Raw genomic sequence first — 17,737 nt, 5'->3', positions numbered from 1 at the left:
CGTTATTCGTTGGTGACGGCAAGCACTTCTTCCAGTGAAGTGAAGCCAAGTCTTGCCTTGTGCAGGCCGGATTCGCGGAGCGAGCGCACGCCTTCTGCTCTCGCCTGTTCGGCGATTTCTAGTGCACTCCCGTCGCGCAGGATGATACGTTGGATGTCCTCAGAGATCGGCATGACTTGGTAGATGCCGACCCGTCCCTTATATCCGTTGTTACAAGCGGAGCAGCCTACGGGGCGGTACGTGACCCAGCTTCCATCAATTTCTTCTTCTTTGTACCCTGCTTCGAGCAGCGATTCATGCGGTATATCGGCCGGCGCTTTGCAGGTGGGGCACAACCTGCGGGCCAAGCGCTGCGCTGTGATGAGAATAACGCTGGAAGCAATATTGAACGGGGCGATCCCCATATTGCGCATGCGCGTCAAAGTGGTGGGGGCATCATTGGTGTGAAGCGTTGATAACACCAAATGCCCCGTTTGTGCTGCCTTGATGGAAATGTCCGCAGTTTCCAGATCACGGATCTCGCCGACCATGATAATGTCAGGATCTTGCCGCAGAAAGGATTTGAGGGCTACTGCAAAGGTTAGCCCAGCCTTTTCATTCACATTAACCTGGTTAACGCCTGGAAGATTGATTTCGGATGGGTCTTCCGCTGTGGCAATATTGACGCCTGGCTTGTTGAGAAGATTCAAGCAGGTATAAAGGGAAACGGTTTTGCCGGAGCCCGTGGGTCCCGTGACCAAGATCATTCCATAGGGCCGCCCAATGGCTTCGAGCAGGCGCTCTTTCTCCTGGGGTTCATAGCCCAATGCATCAATACCCAGCTTGGCGCTGCTGGGGTCCAGAATACGGATAACAATCTTTTCCCCAAACAAGGTCGGGAGGGTGCTGACCCGGAAATCAATGACTCTGTCCGGGCCCACCTTGAGTTTCATGCGTCCGTCTTGCGGTACCCGCTTTTCAGAAATATCCAGGCGAGAAATCACCTTGATACGAGATGCCAGCTTGTCCTTGATGGCTATTGGTGGGGACGCGATTTCTCGCAATTCACCATCAATCCGAAATCTCACGCGGTATTGATGCTCATAGGGTTCAAAATGCAAATCCGATGCACGCATATTGAATGCGTCCAGCAGCATTTTGTGCAAGAATTTGACGATGGGAGCATCTTCTACATCAGTAGCTCCGGCATCGTTATTGTCTGGCGCCTCTTCGATGGGTGAGTCGTCAAATTCAAAATCACCACCACCACCCGTCAGTGTTTCCAAAGATTCACTGGCCGATTTGGTGGTGGTTTCTACCAGGCGGCTGAGCTTGTCATACTCCGCAATAATCCAATCCACCCCCATCTGGGTGGTGAATTTTATTTTCTCGGCTGCTTCCTGGTCCGTAGGGTCTGCAGTCGCAACAATCAGGCGATTATTGCGTTTGCTGAGCACAACAACCCGATATGCTTGGCATATCTTGCCGTCGAGCAGTTCTTTCGGAAGCCGTAACGGATCAATCGCATCCAGATCGAGTAGGGGTGCACCAAACACAGCCGACACGGTATGGGCCAAGTCGGCAGCTGACACCGCGCCAGAACCGGTCAGTTCGGCAATAAAGCTGGTCCGGCTAGTTTGTGATTTTTTGTAAATGTCCTCTGCTGCCTTTTGGGTCAGCTTGCCAGCAGACATCAGGGCCCTGCCCAATCCGGGGAGGGCCACTGCGGAGGCTTCTTTAGGGGCAGTATCGACAGCGGCCATGTAACCGGAAATATGTTAGGTGTGGAAAAGAAACCATCCTATCATCACCGATCATCTGAAGGCTGTACAGAGATTCGAGATTGGCAACAGCACCACAAAAAGGGCGCTATTGCTGAAAATGCACTGGTATTTATGGTCGGGGTGAGAGGATTCGAACCTCCGGCCTCTACGTCCCGAACGTAGCGCTCTACCAGGCTAAGCTACACCCCGTATGCCGCGATTGCGCTCAGAAGCTGATGCAATGGGCAGATCAGTTGCGTCTTGTTAGCAACTGTGCGGCCAATTCTAGCAAAGCTGCTGAATATGCATTGGTGGGTAATTGCTCTGCAGCCGCCATGGCCCGGCGGGCCTCGCCAAAGGCGGCGGCCCGTGTGACTTCCAGTGCGCCGGTCTCGCGGACGATTTGCACGATGTCTGCCAGTTGGTCGGTCGAGCCTTGTTCAATGGCTTGGCGCACGACCTGCGCCTGAATTTCGGTGCCGCGCTCCATGGCAGCGATGAGGGGGAGTGTGGACTTGCCTTCGCGCAGATCGTCCCCCAGGTTTTTCCCCATCTCAGTCGCATCCCCGTCGTAGTCGAGGACGTCGTCAATGATCTGGAAAGCGGTGCCCAACGCTTGTCCGTAGGTTGCGCAAGCTTCCTCAATCTCAGGCGAGCTCTCGGCGAGTACTGCGCCGAGGCGTGCGCTGGCTTCAAACAGTTTGGCGGTTTTAGAGCGAATGACGCGCAGGTAACCCGCTTCGTCGAGCGATGCGTCATGCATGTTCATCAGCTGCAACACCTCACCCTCGGCGATCACGTTGGTGGCCTCCGAGAGTATCTCCATGATCCGCATGCTGCCTGCCTCGACCATCATCTGGAAGGAGCGGGTGTGCAGAAAATCGCCAACAAGCACGCTGGCGGGGTTGCCAAAGGTTTCGTTCGCCGTAGGGCGGCCTCTGCGCAGGGTGGATGCGTCCACGACATCGTCGTGCAGCAGTGTGGCGGTGTGGATCAGTTCCACAACGGCCGCGAGGCCGTGCCGATGTGCGCCCCGATACCCCAGGGCGCCGCAGACCATCAGCAGCAGTGCCGGTCGCAGGCGTTTTCCGCCAGCGGCAATGATGTACTGCGATATCTGGGCCACCAGAGGGACGCTGGACGTCAGGCGCTGACCAATGACCTTGTCGACCTCGTGCATGTCTTGTGCAACGAGCAAGAGAGGGGATGCTGCGGGGGCGGTGTGGTCAGTCAAGATGGTGGTCACAGAAAGAGACCGGATTATAGGAAGCCCCGGAGGCGCTTCGTTGCGACCATCGAGGCGGCGATGCTGTCGCTGAAAGCGGGGGTGGTGTGTTGTATGGCAATGCGCTATACTTTTGGGCTCTGCGGAAATTCGTCTGCAGAACTCATATCAAGAGGTCAACATGTACGCGGTCATAAAAACCGGCGGCAAGCAGTATCGCGTTGCTTCCGGCGAAAAAATTAAAGTAGAACAGATTGCTGCGGACGTAGGCCAGGAAATTGTGATCGACCAGGTTCTGGCTGTCGGCAACGGCGCTGAACTGAAGGTTGGTACGCCCCTGGTGTCCGGCGCAACCGTGAAAGCCACTGTCGTGGCCCACGGCAAGCACGACAAAGTGCACATCTTCAAGATGCGCCGTCGCAAGCACTATCAAAAACGCCAAGGCCATCGCCAGCAGTTCACTGAGCTGCAAATCGGTGCGATTGCTGCTTAATCGAAGGAGCTAGTCATGGCACAGAAAAAAGGCGGCGGCTCTACGCGAAACGGACGTGACTCCAAGCCAAAGATGCTGGGTGTCAAGGCGTTCGGTGGTGAACTGATCAGCGCTGGCTCGATCATCGTGCGCCAGCGTGGCACACGTTTCCACCCCGGCAACAATGTCGGCGTGGGCAAGGATCACACCTTGTTCGCCCTGGTGGATGGCCACGTGTCGTTCGGTACCAAGGGTGCGTTGTCCAAGTCCACGGTCAATGTGACTCCTGCCTGAGGTTCATTCCTCCGGTAGCCATCGAAGCCCCGCTTTGCCGGGGCTTTGTTGTTTGGTCTGTACGATGGCGCTCAAGTCGTCGGCAGACGGCGCCTGCAAGGCGTTCCGCAGTTCCGACAGAATCAGGCAGTCTGCTGCCGGCGCTGCGCCCTTTTGTAAACTGGATATCCCATGAAGTTCGTCGATGAAGCCTTTATTGACATTGCCGCCGGTGATGGTGGCAATGGCTGCGTGTCTTTTCGGCACGAAAAGTACAAGGAATTCGGCGGTCCCAACGGCGGGGACGGTGGTCGCGGCGGGCATGTTTTTGCCGTGGCTGATCCGAACCTGAACACCCTGGTGGACTTTCGCTATTCGCGCAGGCACGAGGCCAAGCGGGGCGAGCATGGCATGGGATCGGATATGTTTGGTGCGGCTGGTGCCGACATCACCCTCAAGATGCCGGTCGGCACCATCATCACAGACGCCGAAACGGGCGAGGTGCTCTACGAGCTGCTGAACCCGGGCGAGGTCATCACCATTGCAAAGGGTGGTGATGGCGGCTTTGGCAATATGCGCTTCAAGAGCGCTATCAACCGGGCCCCGCGCCAGAAGACACCAGGCTGGCCCGGCGAGAAGAAGAACCTGAAGCTGGAGTTGAAGGTGCTGGCCGACGTGGGCCTGCTGGGCATGCCCAATGCGGGTAAATCCACCTTCATCACCGCGGTGTCCAACGCCCGCCCCAAGATTGCAGACTACCCCTTTACGACGCTGCATCCCAACTTGGGTGTGGTTCGCGTGGGGCCGGAGCAGAGTTTTGTGGTGGCTGATATTCCCGGTCTCATCGAAGGCGCTTCGGACGGTGCGGGCCTCGGGCACCAGTTTCTGCGCCATCTGCAGCGCACCCGCCTGCTGCTGCACATTGTGGATCTGGCGCCTTTCGACGATGCGGTGGACCCGGTGGCTCAGGCCAAAGCCATCGTCAACGAGCTCAAGAAGTATGACCAGCAGTTGTACAACAAGCCGCGCTGGCTGGTGCTGAACAAGCTGGACATGGTGCCCACCGAAGAGCGGGAAGCCCGTGTGAAGGATTTCGTCAAGCGCTTCAAGTGGAAGGGGCCGGTGTTTGAGATTTCTGCCCTCACGCGTGAAGGCTGCGAGCCGCTGATCCATGCCATCTTCCGCCATGTGCAATCCGAACAGCGGGTGGAGAACGAGCCAGTGGAAATTGATCCACGTTTTGCAGGGGATGCGCCAGCCTGATTTGCAGTCACGGTCTGCATTCTCATTTGCTATATTAATAATAGCTATTGGCGCTTTTTGGATAAGCGCTAGCGGCCAAAAAAACTTAAAAAAATGGTTTCCAGCGTATTGCGTGACGCCCGCCGCATCGTGGTCAAGGTGGGCTCCAGTCTTGTGACCAACGAGGGCCGTGGCCTCGACGAAACCGCCATTGGCGAGTGGAGTCGTCAGCTGGCGGCTCTGGTGCGTGGCGATGGCGGGCTGCCGCGCGAGGTTGTGATGGTGTCCAGTGGCGCCATTGCCGAAGGCATGAAGCGCCTGGGCTGGACCACGCGGCCGAATGAAGTTCACGAGCTGCAGGCCGCCGCTGCCGTTGGGCAGATGGGGTTGGCGCAGATGTACGAAACCAAGCTGCGCGAGCAAGGCATGGGCAGCGCACAGGTGTTGCTCACCCATGCTGACCTTGCCGACCGCGAGCGCTACCTGAATGCGCGCTCGACCCTGCTGACGCTCTTGCGCCTGGGTGTGGTGCCGGTGATCAATGAGAACGACACCGTCGTCAACGACGAAATCAAGTTCGGCGACAACGACACCCTGGGCGCCCTGGTGGCGAACCTGGTCGAGGCCGACGCGCTGATCATCCTCACCGACCAGAAGGGCCTGTACACGGCCGACCCGCGCCGCGATGCGTCCGCGCAGTTTGTGCACGAAGCCAAGGCCGGCGACCCAGCGCTGGAGGCCATGGCCGGTGGTGCGGGTTCCAGCATTGGCAAGGGCGGCATGATCACCAAGATCCTCGCGGCCAAGCGTGCTGCTGGTTCTGGGGCCTCCACGGTCATTGCTTGGGGGCGCGAATCCGATGTGCTGGTTCGCCTCGTTCAAGGGGAGGCGCTGGGTACGCTCCTTGTGGCCCAGACGCAAAAAAAGCAAGCCCGCAAACAGTGGATGGCCGACCACCTTCAATTGCGCGGCTCGGTGGTGGTGGACGCGGGGGCTGCGGCCAAGGTGCGTGATGAAGGCAAGAGTCTGCTGCCTATCGGTATGACGGCTGTGGAGGGTGACTTTTCGCGCGGCGACGTGATTGCCGTGCGCGACGCATCCGGCACCGAAATTGCCCGTGGCCTGGCCAACTATGCTGCGGCCGAAGCCAGAATGTTGTGCCGCAAGCCTTCGACCGAATTCGAAAAGCTTCTGGGTTACGTTGCCGAGCCAGAGATGGTGCATCGAGACAACATGGTGCTGGCCGCCAGCTGACGGCGAAAGCCAGCAGCCAACGTAGCTTCTCAAAGACACCATTAGTCCACCAACAAAAACGCCTGCGATTTGCAGGCGTTTTTCATGGGACTGGCGATCACCTCGCCAATGAATTAACGCGGCGTGGTGACCGCAGGCAGTCCGTCTAGCTCTCCGGGCACACTGTTCTGCGGATCTGGATCGAAACTGGCCCCCGGTGGAAGCTCCATGCCCGGATTGATCAGCATGGAGCCCGTGCGGAACATCGTGCCCGCGTGTTCGCCCTCGCGCGTGCGCATGCCACTGCGCAGGTAGCGGTTGCGCTGCTCGTGGCGAGGCAGGAAGCGGGCCAGTTCCGTCAGCGCCATTTCATAGACGCCACGCTTGAATTCGACCACGACATCCAGCGGGACCCAGTAGTCGTTCCAGCGCCAGGCGTCGAATTCCGGATGGTTGGTGGCACGCAGGTTCAGGTCCCAGTCGTGACCTACCAGTTGAAGCAGATACCAGATTTGTTTCTGGCCCTTGTAGTGTCCGCGTGCATCGCGGCGGATGTACCGGTCAGGCACCTCATAGCGCAACCAGTCCCGGGTGCGGGCCACCACGCGTACGTGGTTGGGCAATAAGCCCACTTCTTCATGCAGCTCACGGAACATGGCTTGCTCGGGGGTTTCTCCCCGGTCAATGCCACCCTGCGGAAACTGCCAGCTGTGGGTGCGTATACGCTTGCCCCAGAACACCTGGTTTTTCTGGTTGAGCAGGATGATGCCGACGTTCGGCCGAAAGCCGTCCCGGTCAAGCATAATCAAACCCCAAATTTTTAAACTGTGTCCATTATGCACGGCGCCTAGCGCGCAGCAAGTGGACTGCCCCGTTCTGCCTGCAATCGATTCCGATGAAAGCCTCCCAATTCTTTATTTCCACCCTCAAGGAAGCTCCGGCGGATGCCGAAGTGGTCAGCCACAAACTCATGACGCGGGCGGGGCTGATCAAGAAGCTGGGCGCTGGCATCTATAACTACATGCCCATGGGGCTGCGGGTGATCCGCAAGGTAGAGGCCATCGTGCGCGAGGAAATGAACCGTGCAGGCGCCGTGGAACTGACCATGCCTGTGGTGCAGCCCGCCGAGCTGTGGCAGGAAACGGGTCGCTTTGAAAAGATGGGCCCCGAGTTGCTTCGCATCCAGGACCGCCACGGGCGCGACTTCGTGGTGCAGCCCACCAGCGAAGAAGTGATCACTGACATTGCGCGCCAGGAGCTCAAGAGCTACAAGCAGCTGCCGAAGAACTTCTATCAGATCCAGACCAAGTTCCGCGACGAGCGCCGTCCGCGCTTCGGCCTGATGCGCGGACGCGAGTTCATCATGAAGGATGCTTACAGCTTCGACCGTGACCAAGCCTCGGCCAAGGCCAGCTACCAGGTCATGGCGCAGGCTTACCGCCGCATTTTTGACCGCTTTGGCCTGACCTACCGCGCCGTGGCGGCCGACAGTGGTGCCATCGGTGGCGACCTCTCCGAAGAGTTCCAGGTGATCGCTGCCACGGGCGAAGACGCCATCGTCTACTGCCCACAGAGCGACTACGCCGCCAACATGGAAAAAGCCGAAGCGCTGGCCCCTGCCGGCCCACGCGGCGCAGCCACTCAGGAGTTGACCAAAACGGCCACGCCTGGCAAGAGCACTTGCGCCGATGTGGCAGAACTGCTCGGCGTGCCTCTGAACACTACAGTCAAGTCGCTCGTGCTGGCTACAGACGAAACCAACGAAGCCGGCGAAATTGTCAAGACCCAGGTCTGGCTGCTGCTGCTGCGCGGCGACCACGACATGAACGAGATCAAGGTGGGCAAGGTGCCGGGGCTGGCGGGTTTCCGTTTTGCCACGGTGGGCGAAATCGAAGACCATTTCGGCTGCAAGCCCGGTTACCTGGGCCCCATCGGCCTGAAGAAGCCTTTGAAGATCGTGGCCGACCGCGAAGTCGCCCTGATGGCTGACTGGATCTGCGGCGCCAATGAGGTGGACTTCCACATCACCGGCGTCAACTGGGGCCGCGACCTGCCCGAGCCCGACGCCGTGGCCGACCTGCGCAATGTGGTGGCGGGCGACCGCTCGCCCGACGGCAAGGGCGAGCTGGCGATTGAGCGCGGTATTGAAGTGGGTCATGTGTTCTACCTGGGCACCAAATACAGCAAGGACATGAACGCCACCTTCCTTGGTGACGACGGCAGGCCCGCATTTTTTGAAATGGGCTGCTACGGCATTGGCGTCACGCGCTTGCCCGCTGCGGCCATCGAGCAAAACCACGACGAGCGCGGCATCATCTGGCCCGACGCGATTGCCCCTTTCACCGTGGTGGTCTGCCCCGTGGGCATGGACCGCAGCGAAGCCGTCAAGGCCACGGCCGAGCAGCTCTATGCCGATCTGCTGGCTGCGGGTGTGGACGTGATCCTGGATGACCGGGGTGAGCGCCCCGGTGCCATGTTTGCCGACTGGGAACTGATCGGTGTGCCCCACCGCGTGACCATTGGCGACAAGAGCCTCAAAGACGGTGTGGTCGAGTACCAGCACCGCCGCGACCCTGCGGCCACCAAGGTGGCGGTGGCAGACATCCTGGCCCACGTGAAGGGCCGCATGGCGGTATGAACGCGGCGCGGCTGGTTTCTGCGGCGGGCAGAGCTCCCGATGATGGGGGCTGTGTCTCCCGGCGCGTGTGCCTGACGGCGCTGTCGGCTCTGTCTGCACCTGCGGCTTGGCTGGCGGCGCCCTCGCTGGCCCATGCGGGCGGGCAGCTGGAAGAGCCCCTGATGGACTCTGTGCGCACCGCCCTCAGTTCGGCCATTGCCAACCAGGCACCGCCAGAGCCCCATTTTTTCACCACCGAAGCCCGCATTCACTACGTGCGCTGGCTCGCCGCCATGAGCGACCGCCTGCGCCGCCGCAAGCCCGAATGGGAGGTCCGTCGCGACTTCCTGCAGACCGCCTGGTACGAATCCAAGCGTGCCGGGCTGGATGTGTCCCTGGTGCTGGGCCTGATCCAGGTGGAGAGTGCGTTCCGCAAATACGCGGTGTCCAGCGTGGGCGCACGTGGTTACATGCAGGTCATGCCCTTCTGGACACGGGTGATTGGGGATGGTGACCCGGGCAAGTTGTTTCACATGCAGACCAATCTGCGCTTTGGTTGTGTGATCTTGCGGCACTACATCGACCGGGAGCGGGGCGACCTGTTCATGGCGCTGGGGCGCTATAACGGCAGCCGCGGGCGTTCACCATATCCGGACGCCGTGTTTCGCGCACAGCGCAACTGGTTGTTCGCCGAGGGTTCACAGCTGCCCGCTGCCTAATTTGCTATTGTTTATATAGCTGCTTGCGCTTGTCCATCAAGCGCTAGATCCCAATTTGGCTGATTGTCTGAAACTCTGCAAGCGGCAACAGGAGTCAGCTCCCGAAAAGCCGATGGAGCCCGTTCGCCCACAGGCCTAGGTCGAAGTCGGCGCAGCGCTGTCTGCTGGGGAGGCCGGGATGGTCTGGCCGGAACCTGCTGACTGGGCGGTACCGAGGCGAGACACCATGACCTGGTCGATGCGGTAGCTGTCCACGTCCAGCACCTCGAACTTGTAGCCACCCCAGCTCACGCTGTCCGTCCGGCGCGGAACGCGCCGCAGCATCACCATCAGGAACCCGGCCAGGGTTTCGTAGTCGCCCGCGTGGGGCAGCTCGTCCAGCGACAGTGCGCGCAGCACGTCCTCGACCGGTGTGACGCCGTCGATGAGCCACGAGTTTTCATCGCGCCGCACGATCTGCTCTTCATCAGCCGGGCCGACCAGGTCGCCCATCACGGTGCTCATCACGTCGTTCAGCGTGACCACGCCCACCACCAGGCTGTATTCGTTGACGATGACGGCAAAGTCTTCGTGCACCTGGCGGAACTGCTCCAGCACCTCCGACAGCGTGAGCCGGTCTGGGACGATCAGCACCTTGCGCACCAGACTGTCATCGGCCAGCGAAATGGGCTGGTTGTTCAGCACGCGCTGGAACAGGTCCTTGGCATCCACATAGCCCACCACATGGTCGATGTCCCCCTCGCACACGGGGTAGGTGGAGAAAGGCTCGGCAGCAATGCGCAGGCGGATCACGGAGTCCGGCTCGTCGCGCAAGAAGAAGGCCACACGGTCGCGGGGGGACATGGCGCTGGACACCATGCGCGTGTCCAGCTCGAACACATTCGTGATGACCTGCTGCTCGCGGGCGGCCAGCACGCCGGCACGCGCACCCGCTTCCATCATCGCCAGGATGTCGTCCGAGGTGATGCGGTCGTCCCGCAACGACGACATGCCCAGCACCCGGAACAGCGCATCCGCCCCCCGGCTGTAGAACCACACCACAGGGCGCAGCAGCGCCATGCACCAGGCCATGGGCTGCACCAGCCGCACCACCAGCCGCTCGGGATCGGCCATGCCCAGGCGTTTTGGGAACAGGTCGGCAAACAGGATGAAAAGGGAGGTGATGACCAGGAACGAGGCGAGAAAGCCCGCCTTCTGCGCGGCTGATTCCGACAGCCACAGGCCGAACAGCGTGGTGAAGTGGGGGCTCAGCGCACCTTCGCCCACGATACCGCCCAGGATGGCCACGGCGTTCTGCCCCACCTGCACCACGGTGAAGTAGTCGCCCGGCTGCTCCTGCATGCGCAGCACCTGGTCCGCCCTGGCATCCCCTTCGTCGGCCATCTGCCGCAGGCGCAGGCGGCGCGCTGCGGCGAGCGAGATCTCGGCCATGGAGAAAAAGGCGCTGGCTGCAATCAGCAGCCCGATGACAAAGAGGCTTTGGGAGAGGGTCATGAATGGCGACGGAGCGTGGCGCTGCGGCACACCGGATGACTGAGTGTATCTGGGCGTTCCGCAGGCACCTACCCCAGGTGTGCACACACCGGGGGGGCTGGTGGGCCTTCGGGGTTGGGGCCCCGAAGGCCAGTCCTGCGGGCGAGCGCAGGACTGGCGGCGGGGGCCTTGTTATTGCACGAAACCGATGCGGCTGCGCCCTGACGCCGCCTTGGGCAGATCAGCAATCTCCACGGTGGACCGGCGGTCCAGCCGCGCATTGCCAAAGCCCGTCATCAGCGCACGCCGCATCTCACGGGGGGGCATCTGTGCCAGGTGGTCCAGCACGTCGTCCGTCGGCTCCGGATCCAGCAGGCGGCCCCAGTCGTGCCCTGCGCGGATGCCCTGGTACAGGTTGCGGGCAATGGTGCGCGCCTGCTCCAGCGTGGGCGCCTCCACCTCGAACACGTTCATGCGGTTCAGGATGGGGTCGGGGATGCCGCGCGTGTCGTTGGCGGTGGTGATCCAGATCACCTGGCTGGCGTCGATGGCCACCTCCGCAAACTCATCGGTAAAGCTCTGGGCGGTGTCGTACTCCAGCAAGCTGTACAGCGCGCCCAGCGGGTCGTACTGTGCATCGCTGCTGGCCTTGTCGATCTCGTCCACCACGATCACGGGGTTGGCGTATTCGCCCTCCACCAGCGCCTCGAACACCTTGCCCGGGCGTGCGCCTTTCCATTGTGCGGACGAGCCCGACAGCAGCCAGCCTGCGGTCATGGAGCTCATGGGCAAGAGGTTCATGCCCGTGCCCAGCAGCTCGGCCAGGTGGCGCGCAAAGTGGGTCTTGCCGATGCCGGGCGGGCCCAGCAGCAGCATGGGCGTGACCTCCAGGCCATCGCTGCTGTCCTGCGCCAGTGCCACGTGGCGCTTGACGTCGTCCAGCACCTCGGTGAAGTTGGGCAACTGCTCATACAGGCTGGCCATGTCGGGGATGCCCGAGGGCTTGACCTGAAAGCGCTCCGGACCACGCTCCAGCATGCGTTCGTACACGGTGCGCAGGGTTTCGTATTCGCGCTGGTTGCCCGACTCCTGCAACCGTGCGAGCTTGCGCTCGACGTCACCGGGGTGGAACACATTGCGCATCTGGGCCACCGGCAAGCGCAGGGCGGGTGGCTGGGGAACAAGGCTATGGCTGGTCATTGCATGCTCCTGTGATGGTTACGTCACGCAACCATTCAAGCACACAACATGCCCGCTTCAGTACCGGAAAAGCCCCTGATTGGTGCCACTGTTGCGGGCAAACAAAAAGGCCGCCCGAAGGCGGCCTGGTTTGCACGGGGCAGTGGCCGCGTCGATCAGCCTTCGGTGCCCAGCACCTGCTTGAGTTCGCCCGACTCGTACATCTCCATCATGATGTCCGAGCCGCCGATGAACTCGCCCTTCACGTACAGCTGGGGGATCGTGGGCCAGTTGCTGTATTCCTTGATGCCCTGGCGGATTTCGTCGTCTTCGAGCACGTTGACGGTCACCACGCTCTTGGGGTCCACGCCGCAGGCCTTGAGGATCTGGATTGCGCGGCCCGAGAAGCCACACATGGGGAAGCTGGCGTTGCCCTTCATGAACAGCAGGATGTCGCTGGATTTGACGAGGGTGTCGATGCGTTGTTGGGTGTCGCTCATGGGAATACTCCTTGAAAGGGGCTGGCGGGCGTGGGGTTTTGAAAGCCCGCAATGGGGTGGATTATTTCACTGTCTGCGCCAGCGGCCACTGCCCGCCCGAGCAACGCGCAATGCCCGCGAGGTCATTGCGGCTTTGTACCAAGGCAAAACCCTGGGTGGCGAGCAGGGCCTGCACGGCTTCGGCCTGGTCGTAGCCATGCTCCAGCAGCAGCCAGCCGCCCGGCTGCAGGTGCGCGGGCGCCTGGGCGACGATGGTGCGGATGTCTTCGAGGCCGTCTGCGCCGCTGGCCAGGGCCTGCAGGGGTTCGTGCGTCAGCGCGGCCAGGTGGGGGTCGGCACTGGGGATGTAGGGGGGGTTGGAGATGATCGCGTCAAAAAAACCATCCACGCCTCGCAGCCAATCACTGCGCTGAAACCGCGCCGGCAAACCCAGCCGCTGTGCATTGGCCTGGGCCACGGCCAATGCATCGGCACTCGCGTCCACCGCCAGTACCTTGGCGTCAGCGCGCTGGCTTTGCAGCGCCAACGCAATGGCGCCGCTGCCAGTGCCCAGGTCCACCACGCGCGGCGATGTCAGCGGGGCGATCACTTCCAGGGCCCAGTCCACCAGGGTTTCGGTGTCGGGGCGTGGGTCCAGCACGCGGGCGTCCACCTGCAGCGGCAGGCCGTAGAACTCCTTGCGTCCGGTGAGGTAGGCCACTGGCTCGCCCGCCAAGCGGCGCTGGCACAGGGCGATGAACTGGGCATGTGCTGCCTCTTCCATCGCATCCGTGTCGTGCGCCAGCAGCCAGGCGCGGCCTGCGTCGTGGCGCGCCAGGGTGTGCAGCAGCAGCAGTTGCGCGTCGATGCGCGCCAGTCCCAGGGTGTGGGCTTGGTTCAGGGCCTGGGCGAGGGTGGGGGATGTGTTGGTCACTATTGATTTAATAGCGGCTAGCGCATGACAGATAAGCGCTAGAGGCCAATATTGTTCAAATTCTGAATATGGTTCAGCTTGCGGTACCCATCTCCAGCTCTTCGAGCTGTTCGGCCTCGCGGGCGTGGGCCAGGGCCTGCAGCACATCGCCCAGGTCGCCTTCCATCACCTGCAGCAGCTTGTACAGCGTGAGGTTGATGCGGTGGTCGGTGAGGCGCCCTTGCGGGAAGTTGTAGGTGCGGATGCGGTCGCTGCGGTCGCCGCTGCCGATCAGGCCCTTGCGCAGCGCGGCCTCCTTGGCGGCGCGCTCGCTGCGCTCCTTTTCCTGGATACGTGCCTGCAGCACTTGCAGCGCCTTGGCCTTGTTGCTGTGCTGGCTGCGGCCGTCTTGGCATTCGGCCACGATGCCGGTGGGCAAGTGCACCACGCGCACGGCCGAATCGGTCTTGTTGATGTGCTGGCCGCCAGCGCCGCTGGCGCGGAAGGTGTCGATGCGCAGGTCTGCCGGGTTGAGCTTGATGGCCTCGTGCTCGTCGGGCTCGGGCATCACGGCCACGGTGCAGGCGCTGGTGTGGATGCGGCCCTGGGTTTCGGTGGCGGGCACGCGCTGCACGCGGTGGCCGCCGGATTCGAATTTGAGAGCCCCGTAAACATGGTCACCCTCTATGCGCAGCACGATTTCCTTGTAGCCACCCAACTCGGCCGCGTTCTCGCTCACCACCTCCACCTTCCACCCTACGTTGGCGGCGTAGCGGGTGTACATGCGCGTGAGGTCGCCCGCGAACAGGGCCGACTCGTCGCCGCCCGTGCCCGCGCGGATTTCGACGAACGCGTTGCGCGCGTCGTCGGGGTCCTTGGGCAGCAGCAGGCGCTGCAGTTCGTCTTCCAGCTGCAGCAGCTCGGCCTCGGCGCTGGTGATTTCTTCCTGCGCCATCTCGGCCATGTCGGGGTCGGCCAGCATCTCGCGCGCGCCGGCCAGATCGGCCTCACGCTGCTGGTAGCGGGCGTAGCGGCCGGCGACCTGCGTGACTTCGGCATGCTCGACGGAGATGCGCCGGTACTGCGCCATGTCGCTCATGATGTCTTCGCGCGAGAGCAGGAAGTCGAGTTCGCCCAGGCGCTGTGCGTAGCGCTCCAGCTGGCTTCGGAGAAAGGGTTTCATGGAATTCTGGAAAAATGGTTTGCTACATATTTGGTAGCTTGTGGCGCTTGTGTATCAAGCGCTAGGGGCCGATTTTGATGAAAACCGGGGCGGCTGCGGAGCGGGCGAGCGCCGCTACAGGCCGTTGTTGTTGGGCGTCTTGCTTTGCGAGCGCAGGAACAGACGCGAGACGGTCTGGGCCGTCTGGGCGCGCATCTCGGCGTCGCCCGCGCGCAGCTCGGCCAGGGTGCCGTGCAGCATCTTCTGCGTGAGGCCGCGCGACAGGGCTTCGAGCACGGCGTCCACGTCCTCGCCCTTGGCCAGCAGCTTCTTGGCACGGGCGATTTCCAGCGCGCGCCACTCGTCCGTCTGGGCGTTGAGCTGCTGGATCAGCGGCACCACGCCACCCTCGGCGGCTGCGGGGCTGCGCAGCTCCATCCAGTGCATGAAGCTTTGCACGCCCGCGTCGATGATGGCCTCGGCCTGGGCCACGGCGGCCTGGCGGTTGGCCTGCGCGGTTTGCACCACGCTGGCCAGGTCGTCCACGGTGTAGAGGTACACGTCGCCCAGGGCCTTGACCTCGGGCTCGATGTCGCGCGGCACGGCCAGATCGACCATGAACATGGGGCGGTGGCGGCGCTTCTTGAGGGCGCGCTCCACGGCACCCAGGCCGATGATGGGCAGGCTGCTCGCGGTGCAGCTGATGACGGCGTCGAACTCGTGCAGGCGCTCGGGCAGGTCGGCCAGGCGCATCACCTCGCCGCCAAACCGGGTGGCTAGCTTTTCGCCGCGCTCCAGGGTGCGGTTGGCAATGGCGATGGCCTTGGGGTTCTTGGCGGCGAAGTGCGTGGCACACAGCTCGATCATCTCGCCCGCGCCGACGAACAAAATCTTGGTCTCGGAGATGTCTTCAAACAGCTGGCCCGCCAGACGCACTGCGGCGGCGGCCATGCTGATGCTGTGCGCGCCAATCTCGGTGCTGCTGCGCACTTCCTTGGCCACGGCAAAGCTGCGCTGGAACAGCTGGTTGAGCGTGGTGCCCAGGGCGCCAGCGGTTTCGGCAGCGCGCACGGCGTCTTTCATCTGGCCGAGGATCTGGGCCTCGCCCAGCACCATCGAATCGAGCCCGCTGGCCACGCGGAAGGCGTGGCGTGCGACGAGGCTGTCTTCCAAGGTGTACGAGTGCGAGCGCAGCAGCGCGGGGCTGACGCCGCCGCTCTGGGCCAGCCAGCCCAGCGTATGGTCCATGGCTGCCTGCTCGCCCGCGCAGTAAATTTCGGTGCGGTTGCAGGTGGAGATGATGGCTGTTTCCACCCCGGGGTGGCGGCTGGTGGTGCCCAGCGACTGGCGCAAACCGTGCAACGTGGGGGCAATCTGGTCGAGCGCGAACGCGAACCGGCCACGCAGATCGAGCGGCGCGGTGGTGTGGTTGATGCCGAGGGCCCAGACTGCCATAGTCACCGATTATAAAATTGTTGGCCCGAACAGGCGGCCTTGCTTGTTCAAGCCTTGATTTGGGTCAATTCCATGGGTCCTCTGGACGTTTTCAACCACCTGCTCAATTTTGCGGCACCTGCCGCCGCCATGGCGCTGCTGCTGGTGCTTTCAAGGCGTTTCATCCACTCCAAGGCGCCCGCAACGCTCTCGGGGTGGCTGCATGCCGCTGTTGTTTTTGGGGTCGGGCTGGCCACGCTGCTGGCAGGGCTTGTGGTGTGGGGGCGTGACGGCAAGATGCTGACCTACGCTGCCCTGGTCGTGGTCTGTGCAACCTGCCAGTGGGTTCTGGTGCGGGGCTGGAAGGCCTGAGCGCCTGCCCTCCTGAGGGTTTGCGAGGGCCGGGGGACGGGGTTCTGGCGCCCTGGTGTCTGCTAGCCTTGGTGCCTCTTCAGCGGCGTCGCCCCATGGTCCGCCGCTGAAGGACGCACACCCATAACACTGACTGCTGGAGACACCCCCCATGAAGCTGATGCGTACCTGGATCGCCCTTGCCGCAGGTCTTGCCCTGTCTGCCGCCGCGCAGGCCCAGGCCTTCCCTTCCAAACCCATTCGCATCGTGGTGGGGTTTCCGGCGGGCGGTCCGCTGGACCAGCATGCCCGTTTGCTTACCGATAAGCTGCAGGCCGTGCTCGGCCAGCCGGTGGTGCTGGACTACAAGGCCGGTGCCGGTGGCACCGTGGGCGCGCAGGACGTGATGAAAGCACCGCCCGACGGCCACACCATCATGCTGGCCAACACGGGTGTGATGGTGATCAACCCGGGGCTCTACAGCCGGTTGCCGTATTCGACTCTCAAGGACTTTGTGCCGATTGCGCGCACCGCCATGCAGCCACTGGCGCTGCTGGTGAACCCCAACGTGCCTGCCAAGAGCCTCAAGGAGTTCATGGACTACGCCCGGGCCAAGCCGGGCCAGGTCAACTTTGGCTCGGCGGGCAATGGTGGCATCAGCCACCTGGTGCCCGAGATGTTCAAGACCGCCACGGGTCTGTTCATGGTGCACATCCCCTACCGGGGTAGTGCCCCGGCGTTCACCGACCTCATGGGCGGGCAGGTGCAGTTCATGGCCGAGAGCATTCCGCAGGCCGCCGCGTACCACAAACAGGGCAAGGTGCGCGCCCTGGCGGTGACCAGCAAGGAGCGCAACCCCGCACTGCCCGATGTGCCCACGGTGATCGAGAGCGGCATCAAGGGATTCGAGGTGGTGGGTTTCTATGGCTTTCTGGCCCCGGCCGGCACGCCCAAGGAGGCTGTGAACAAGCTCAGCGAGGCCTTCGGCCAGGTGCTGCAGATGCCCGATGTGCGCAACCGCATGGTGAGCCAGGGGGCCGACCCGGCGTTTCTGGGCTCTGAGGACTTCGCGAAATTCCTGGCGTCCGAGATGCCACGCTGGGCCGAGGCGGTGAAAAAGTCGGGCGCGAAGCTGGACTGACCCCCTGAGGCGCTGCGCGCCTTCCCCCTGAAGGGGGACGCCACCCCTGGCCCGGCGAAGCCGGTTCCACGGTGGCACTGGC

At 62.4% G+C, this 17,737-nt stretch carries 18 protein-coding genes and 1 tRNA gene; 8 read left to right on the top strand and 11 right to left on the bottom strand.

Annotation, left to right across the window (positions count from 1 at the left end):
- Window positions 1–2 precede the first annotated feature (2 nt).
- The 3 genes from pilB to LPA35_RS21040 form a co-directional block, all read right to left on the bottom strand.
- Window positions 3–1,742, bottom strand: coding sequence for a type IV-A pilus assembly ATPase PilB (gene pilB / locus LPA35_RS21050; RefSeq protein WP_228898751.1), 1,740 nt, complete (start codon window positions 1,740–1,742; stop codon window positions 3–5).
- A 133-nt stretch (window positions 1,743–1,875) separates the two neighbouring features.
- A tRNA-Pro gene (locus LPA35_RS21045) sits at window positions 1,876–1,952 on the bottom strand.
- A gap of 40 nt (window positions 1,953–1,992) precedes the next feature.
- The gene (locus LPA35_RS21040; RefSeq protein WP_228898900.1) at window positions 1,993–2,922 is read right to left on the bottom strand and encodes a polyprenyl synthetase family protein; all 930 of its coding nucleotides are present in this window, start codon (window positions 2,920–2,922) and stop codon (window positions 1,993–1,995) included.
- A 226-nt stretch (window positions 2,923–3,148) separates the two neighbouring features.
- Between LPA35_RS21040 and rplU the strand changes: the two genes are divergently transcribed.
- Window positions 3,149–3,460: a 50S ribosomal protein L21 gene (rplU, locus tag LPA35_RS21035; protein ID WP_005794184.1), complete on the top strand. Its 312-nt coding sequence runs from the start codon at window positions 3,149–3,151 to the stop codon at window positions 3,458–3,460.
- 15 nt (window positions 3,461–3,475) lie between these two features.
- Entirely contained in the window at window positions 3,476–3,733 is a 258-nt protein-coding gene (gene rpmA, locus LPA35_RS21030) for a 50S ribosomal protein L27 (RefSeq protein ID WP_008905145.1), read from the top strand.
- 3 nt (window positions 3,734–3,736) lie between these two features.
- Here rpmA and LPA35_RS21025 read toward each other — a convergent pair whose 3' ends face one another.
- Window positions 3,737–4,036 (bottom strand): hypothetical protein, encoded by a 300-nt coding sequence (locus tag LPA35_RS21025; RefSeq protein WP_228898913.1) that lies wholly within the window; start codon window positions 4,034–4,036, stop codon window positions 3,737–3,739.
- Between LPA35_RS21025 and cgtA the strand changes: the two genes are divergently transcribed.
- Window positions 3,965–4,975, top strand: coding sequence for an Obg family GTPase CgtA (gene cgtA / locus LPA35_RS21020; protein WP_228898899.1), 1,011 nt, complete (start codon window positions 3,965–3,967; stop codon window positions 4,973–4,975). The two genes, LPA35_RS21025 and cgtA, sit on opposite strands and share 72 nt — an antisense overlap.
- A 93-nt stretch (window positions 4,976–5,068) precedes the next feature.
- Complete coding sequence (gene proB, locus LPA35_RS21015; RefSeq protein WP_121507427.1) at window positions 5,069–6,208, top strand: glutamate 5-kinase; 1,140 nt, start codon at window positions 5,069–5,071, stop codon at window positions 6,206–6,208.
- Between the two features lie 113 nt (window positions 6,209–6,321).
- Here proB and LPA35_RS21010 read toward each other — a convergent pair whose 3' ends face one another.
- Window positions 6,322–6,990 (bottom strand): RNA pyrophosphohydrolase, encoded by a 669-nt coding sequence (locus tag LPA35_RS21010; protein ID WP_055399169.1) that lies wholly within the window; start codon window positions 6,988–6,990, stop codon window positions 6,322–6,324.
- Window positions 6,991–7,082: 92 nt separating this feature from the next.
- On the opposite strand from LPA35_RS21010, the gene LPA35_RS21005 reads away from it, so the two are divergent.
- Entirely contained in the window at window positions 7,083–8,825 is a 1,743-nt protein-coding gene (locus LPA35_RS21005; RefSeq protein ID WP_121507426.1) for a proline--tRNA ligase, read from the top strand.
- Window positions 8,822–9,523 (top strand): lytic transglycosylase domain-containing protein, encoded by a 702-nt coding sequence (locus LPA35_RS21000; RefSeq protein ID WP_218298702.1) that lies wholly within the window; start codon window positions 8,822–8,824, stop codon window positions 9,521–9,523. Before LPA35_RS21005 ends, LPA35_RS21000 begins: the two co-directional genes overlap by 4 nt.
- A gap of 135 nt (window positions 9,524–9,658) precedes the next feature.
- Here the strand turns inward: LPA35_RS21000 and LPA35_RS20995 are convergent, their stop codons facing one another.
- From LPA35_RS20995 to hemA, 6 genes are all read right to left on the bottom strand, one after another.
- A complete protein-coding gene (locus tag LPA35_RS20995) occupies window positions 9,659–11,017 on the bottom strand; it encodes a hemolysin family protein (protein ID WP_228898748.1) in 1,359 nt (452 codons plus the stop codon).
- Window positions 11,018–11,188: 171 nt separating this feature from the next.
- On the bottom strand, window positions 11,189–12,196 hold the full coding sequence (locus tag LPA35_RS20990; RefSeq protein WP_055399161.1) for an AAA family ATPase: 1,008 nt from the start codon (window positions 12,194–12,196) through the stop codon (window positions 11,189–11,191).
- Window positions 12,197–12,351: 155 nt separating this feature from the next.
- Window positions 12,352–12,675 (bottom strand): Grx4 family monothiol glutaredoxin, encoded by a 324-nt coding sequence (gene grxD, locus LPA35_RS20985; RefSeq protein WP_055399159.1) that lies wholly within the window; start codon window positions 12,673–12,675, stop codon window positions 12,352–12,354.
- A gap of 61 nt (window positions 12,676–12,736) precedes the next feature.
- On the bottom strand, window positions 12,737–13,588 hold the full coding sequence (gene prmC / locus LPA35_RS20980) for a peptide chain release factor N(5)-glutamine methyltransferase (protein WP_228898741.1): 852 nt from the start codon (window positions 13,586–13,588) through the stop codon (window positions 12,737–12,739).
- A 73-nt stretch (window positions 13,589–13,661) separates the two neighbouring features.
- Window positions 13,662–14,750 (bottom strand): peptide chain release factor 1, encoded by a 1,089-nt coding sequence (gene prfA / locus LPA35_RS20975; protein WP_121507422.1) that lies wholly within the window; start codon window positions 14,748–14,750, stop codon window positions 13,662–13,664.
- Between the two features lie 114 nt (window positions 14,751–14,864).
- Window positions 14,865–16,184 carry a glutamyl-tRNA reductase gene (hemA, locus tag LPA35_RS20970; RefSeq protein ID WP_228898739.1) on the bottom strand — a complete coding sequence of 440 codons (1,320 nt, stop codon included), beginning with the start codon at window positions 16,182–16,184 and terminating at the stop codon, window positions 14,865–14,867.
- Window positions 16,185–16,256: 72 nt separating this feature from the next.
- On the opposite strand from hemA, the gene LPA35_RS20965 reads away from it, so the two are divergent.
- Together LPA35_RS20965 and LPA35_RS20960 are read left to right on the top strand one after the other, a co-directional pair.
- Complete coding sequence (locus LPA35_RS20965) at window positions 16,257–16,535, top strand: hypothetical protein (RefSeq protein WP_057228849.1); 279 nt, start codon at window positions 16,257–16,259, stop codon at window positions 16,533–16,535.
- A 151-nt stretch (window positions 16,536–16,686) separates the two neighbouring features.
- On the top strand, window positions 16,687–17,655 hold the full coding sequence (locus LPA35_RS20960; protein WP_228898736.1) for a tripartite tricarboxylate transporter substrate binding protein: 969 nt from the start codon (window positions 16,687–16,689) through the stop codon (window positions 17,653–17,655).
- Window positions 17,656–17,737: the final 82 nt, after the last annotated feature.

Source organism: Acidovorax sp. Leaf73 (assembly GCF_916855635.1).
GTDB lineage: Bacteria > Pseudomonadota > Gammaproteobacteria > Burkholderiales > Burkholderiaceae_C > Acidovorax > Acidovorax facilis.
Note: the sequence above shows the minus strand (reverse complement) of the source record. Positions and strands in the feature narration are given on the sequence as shown.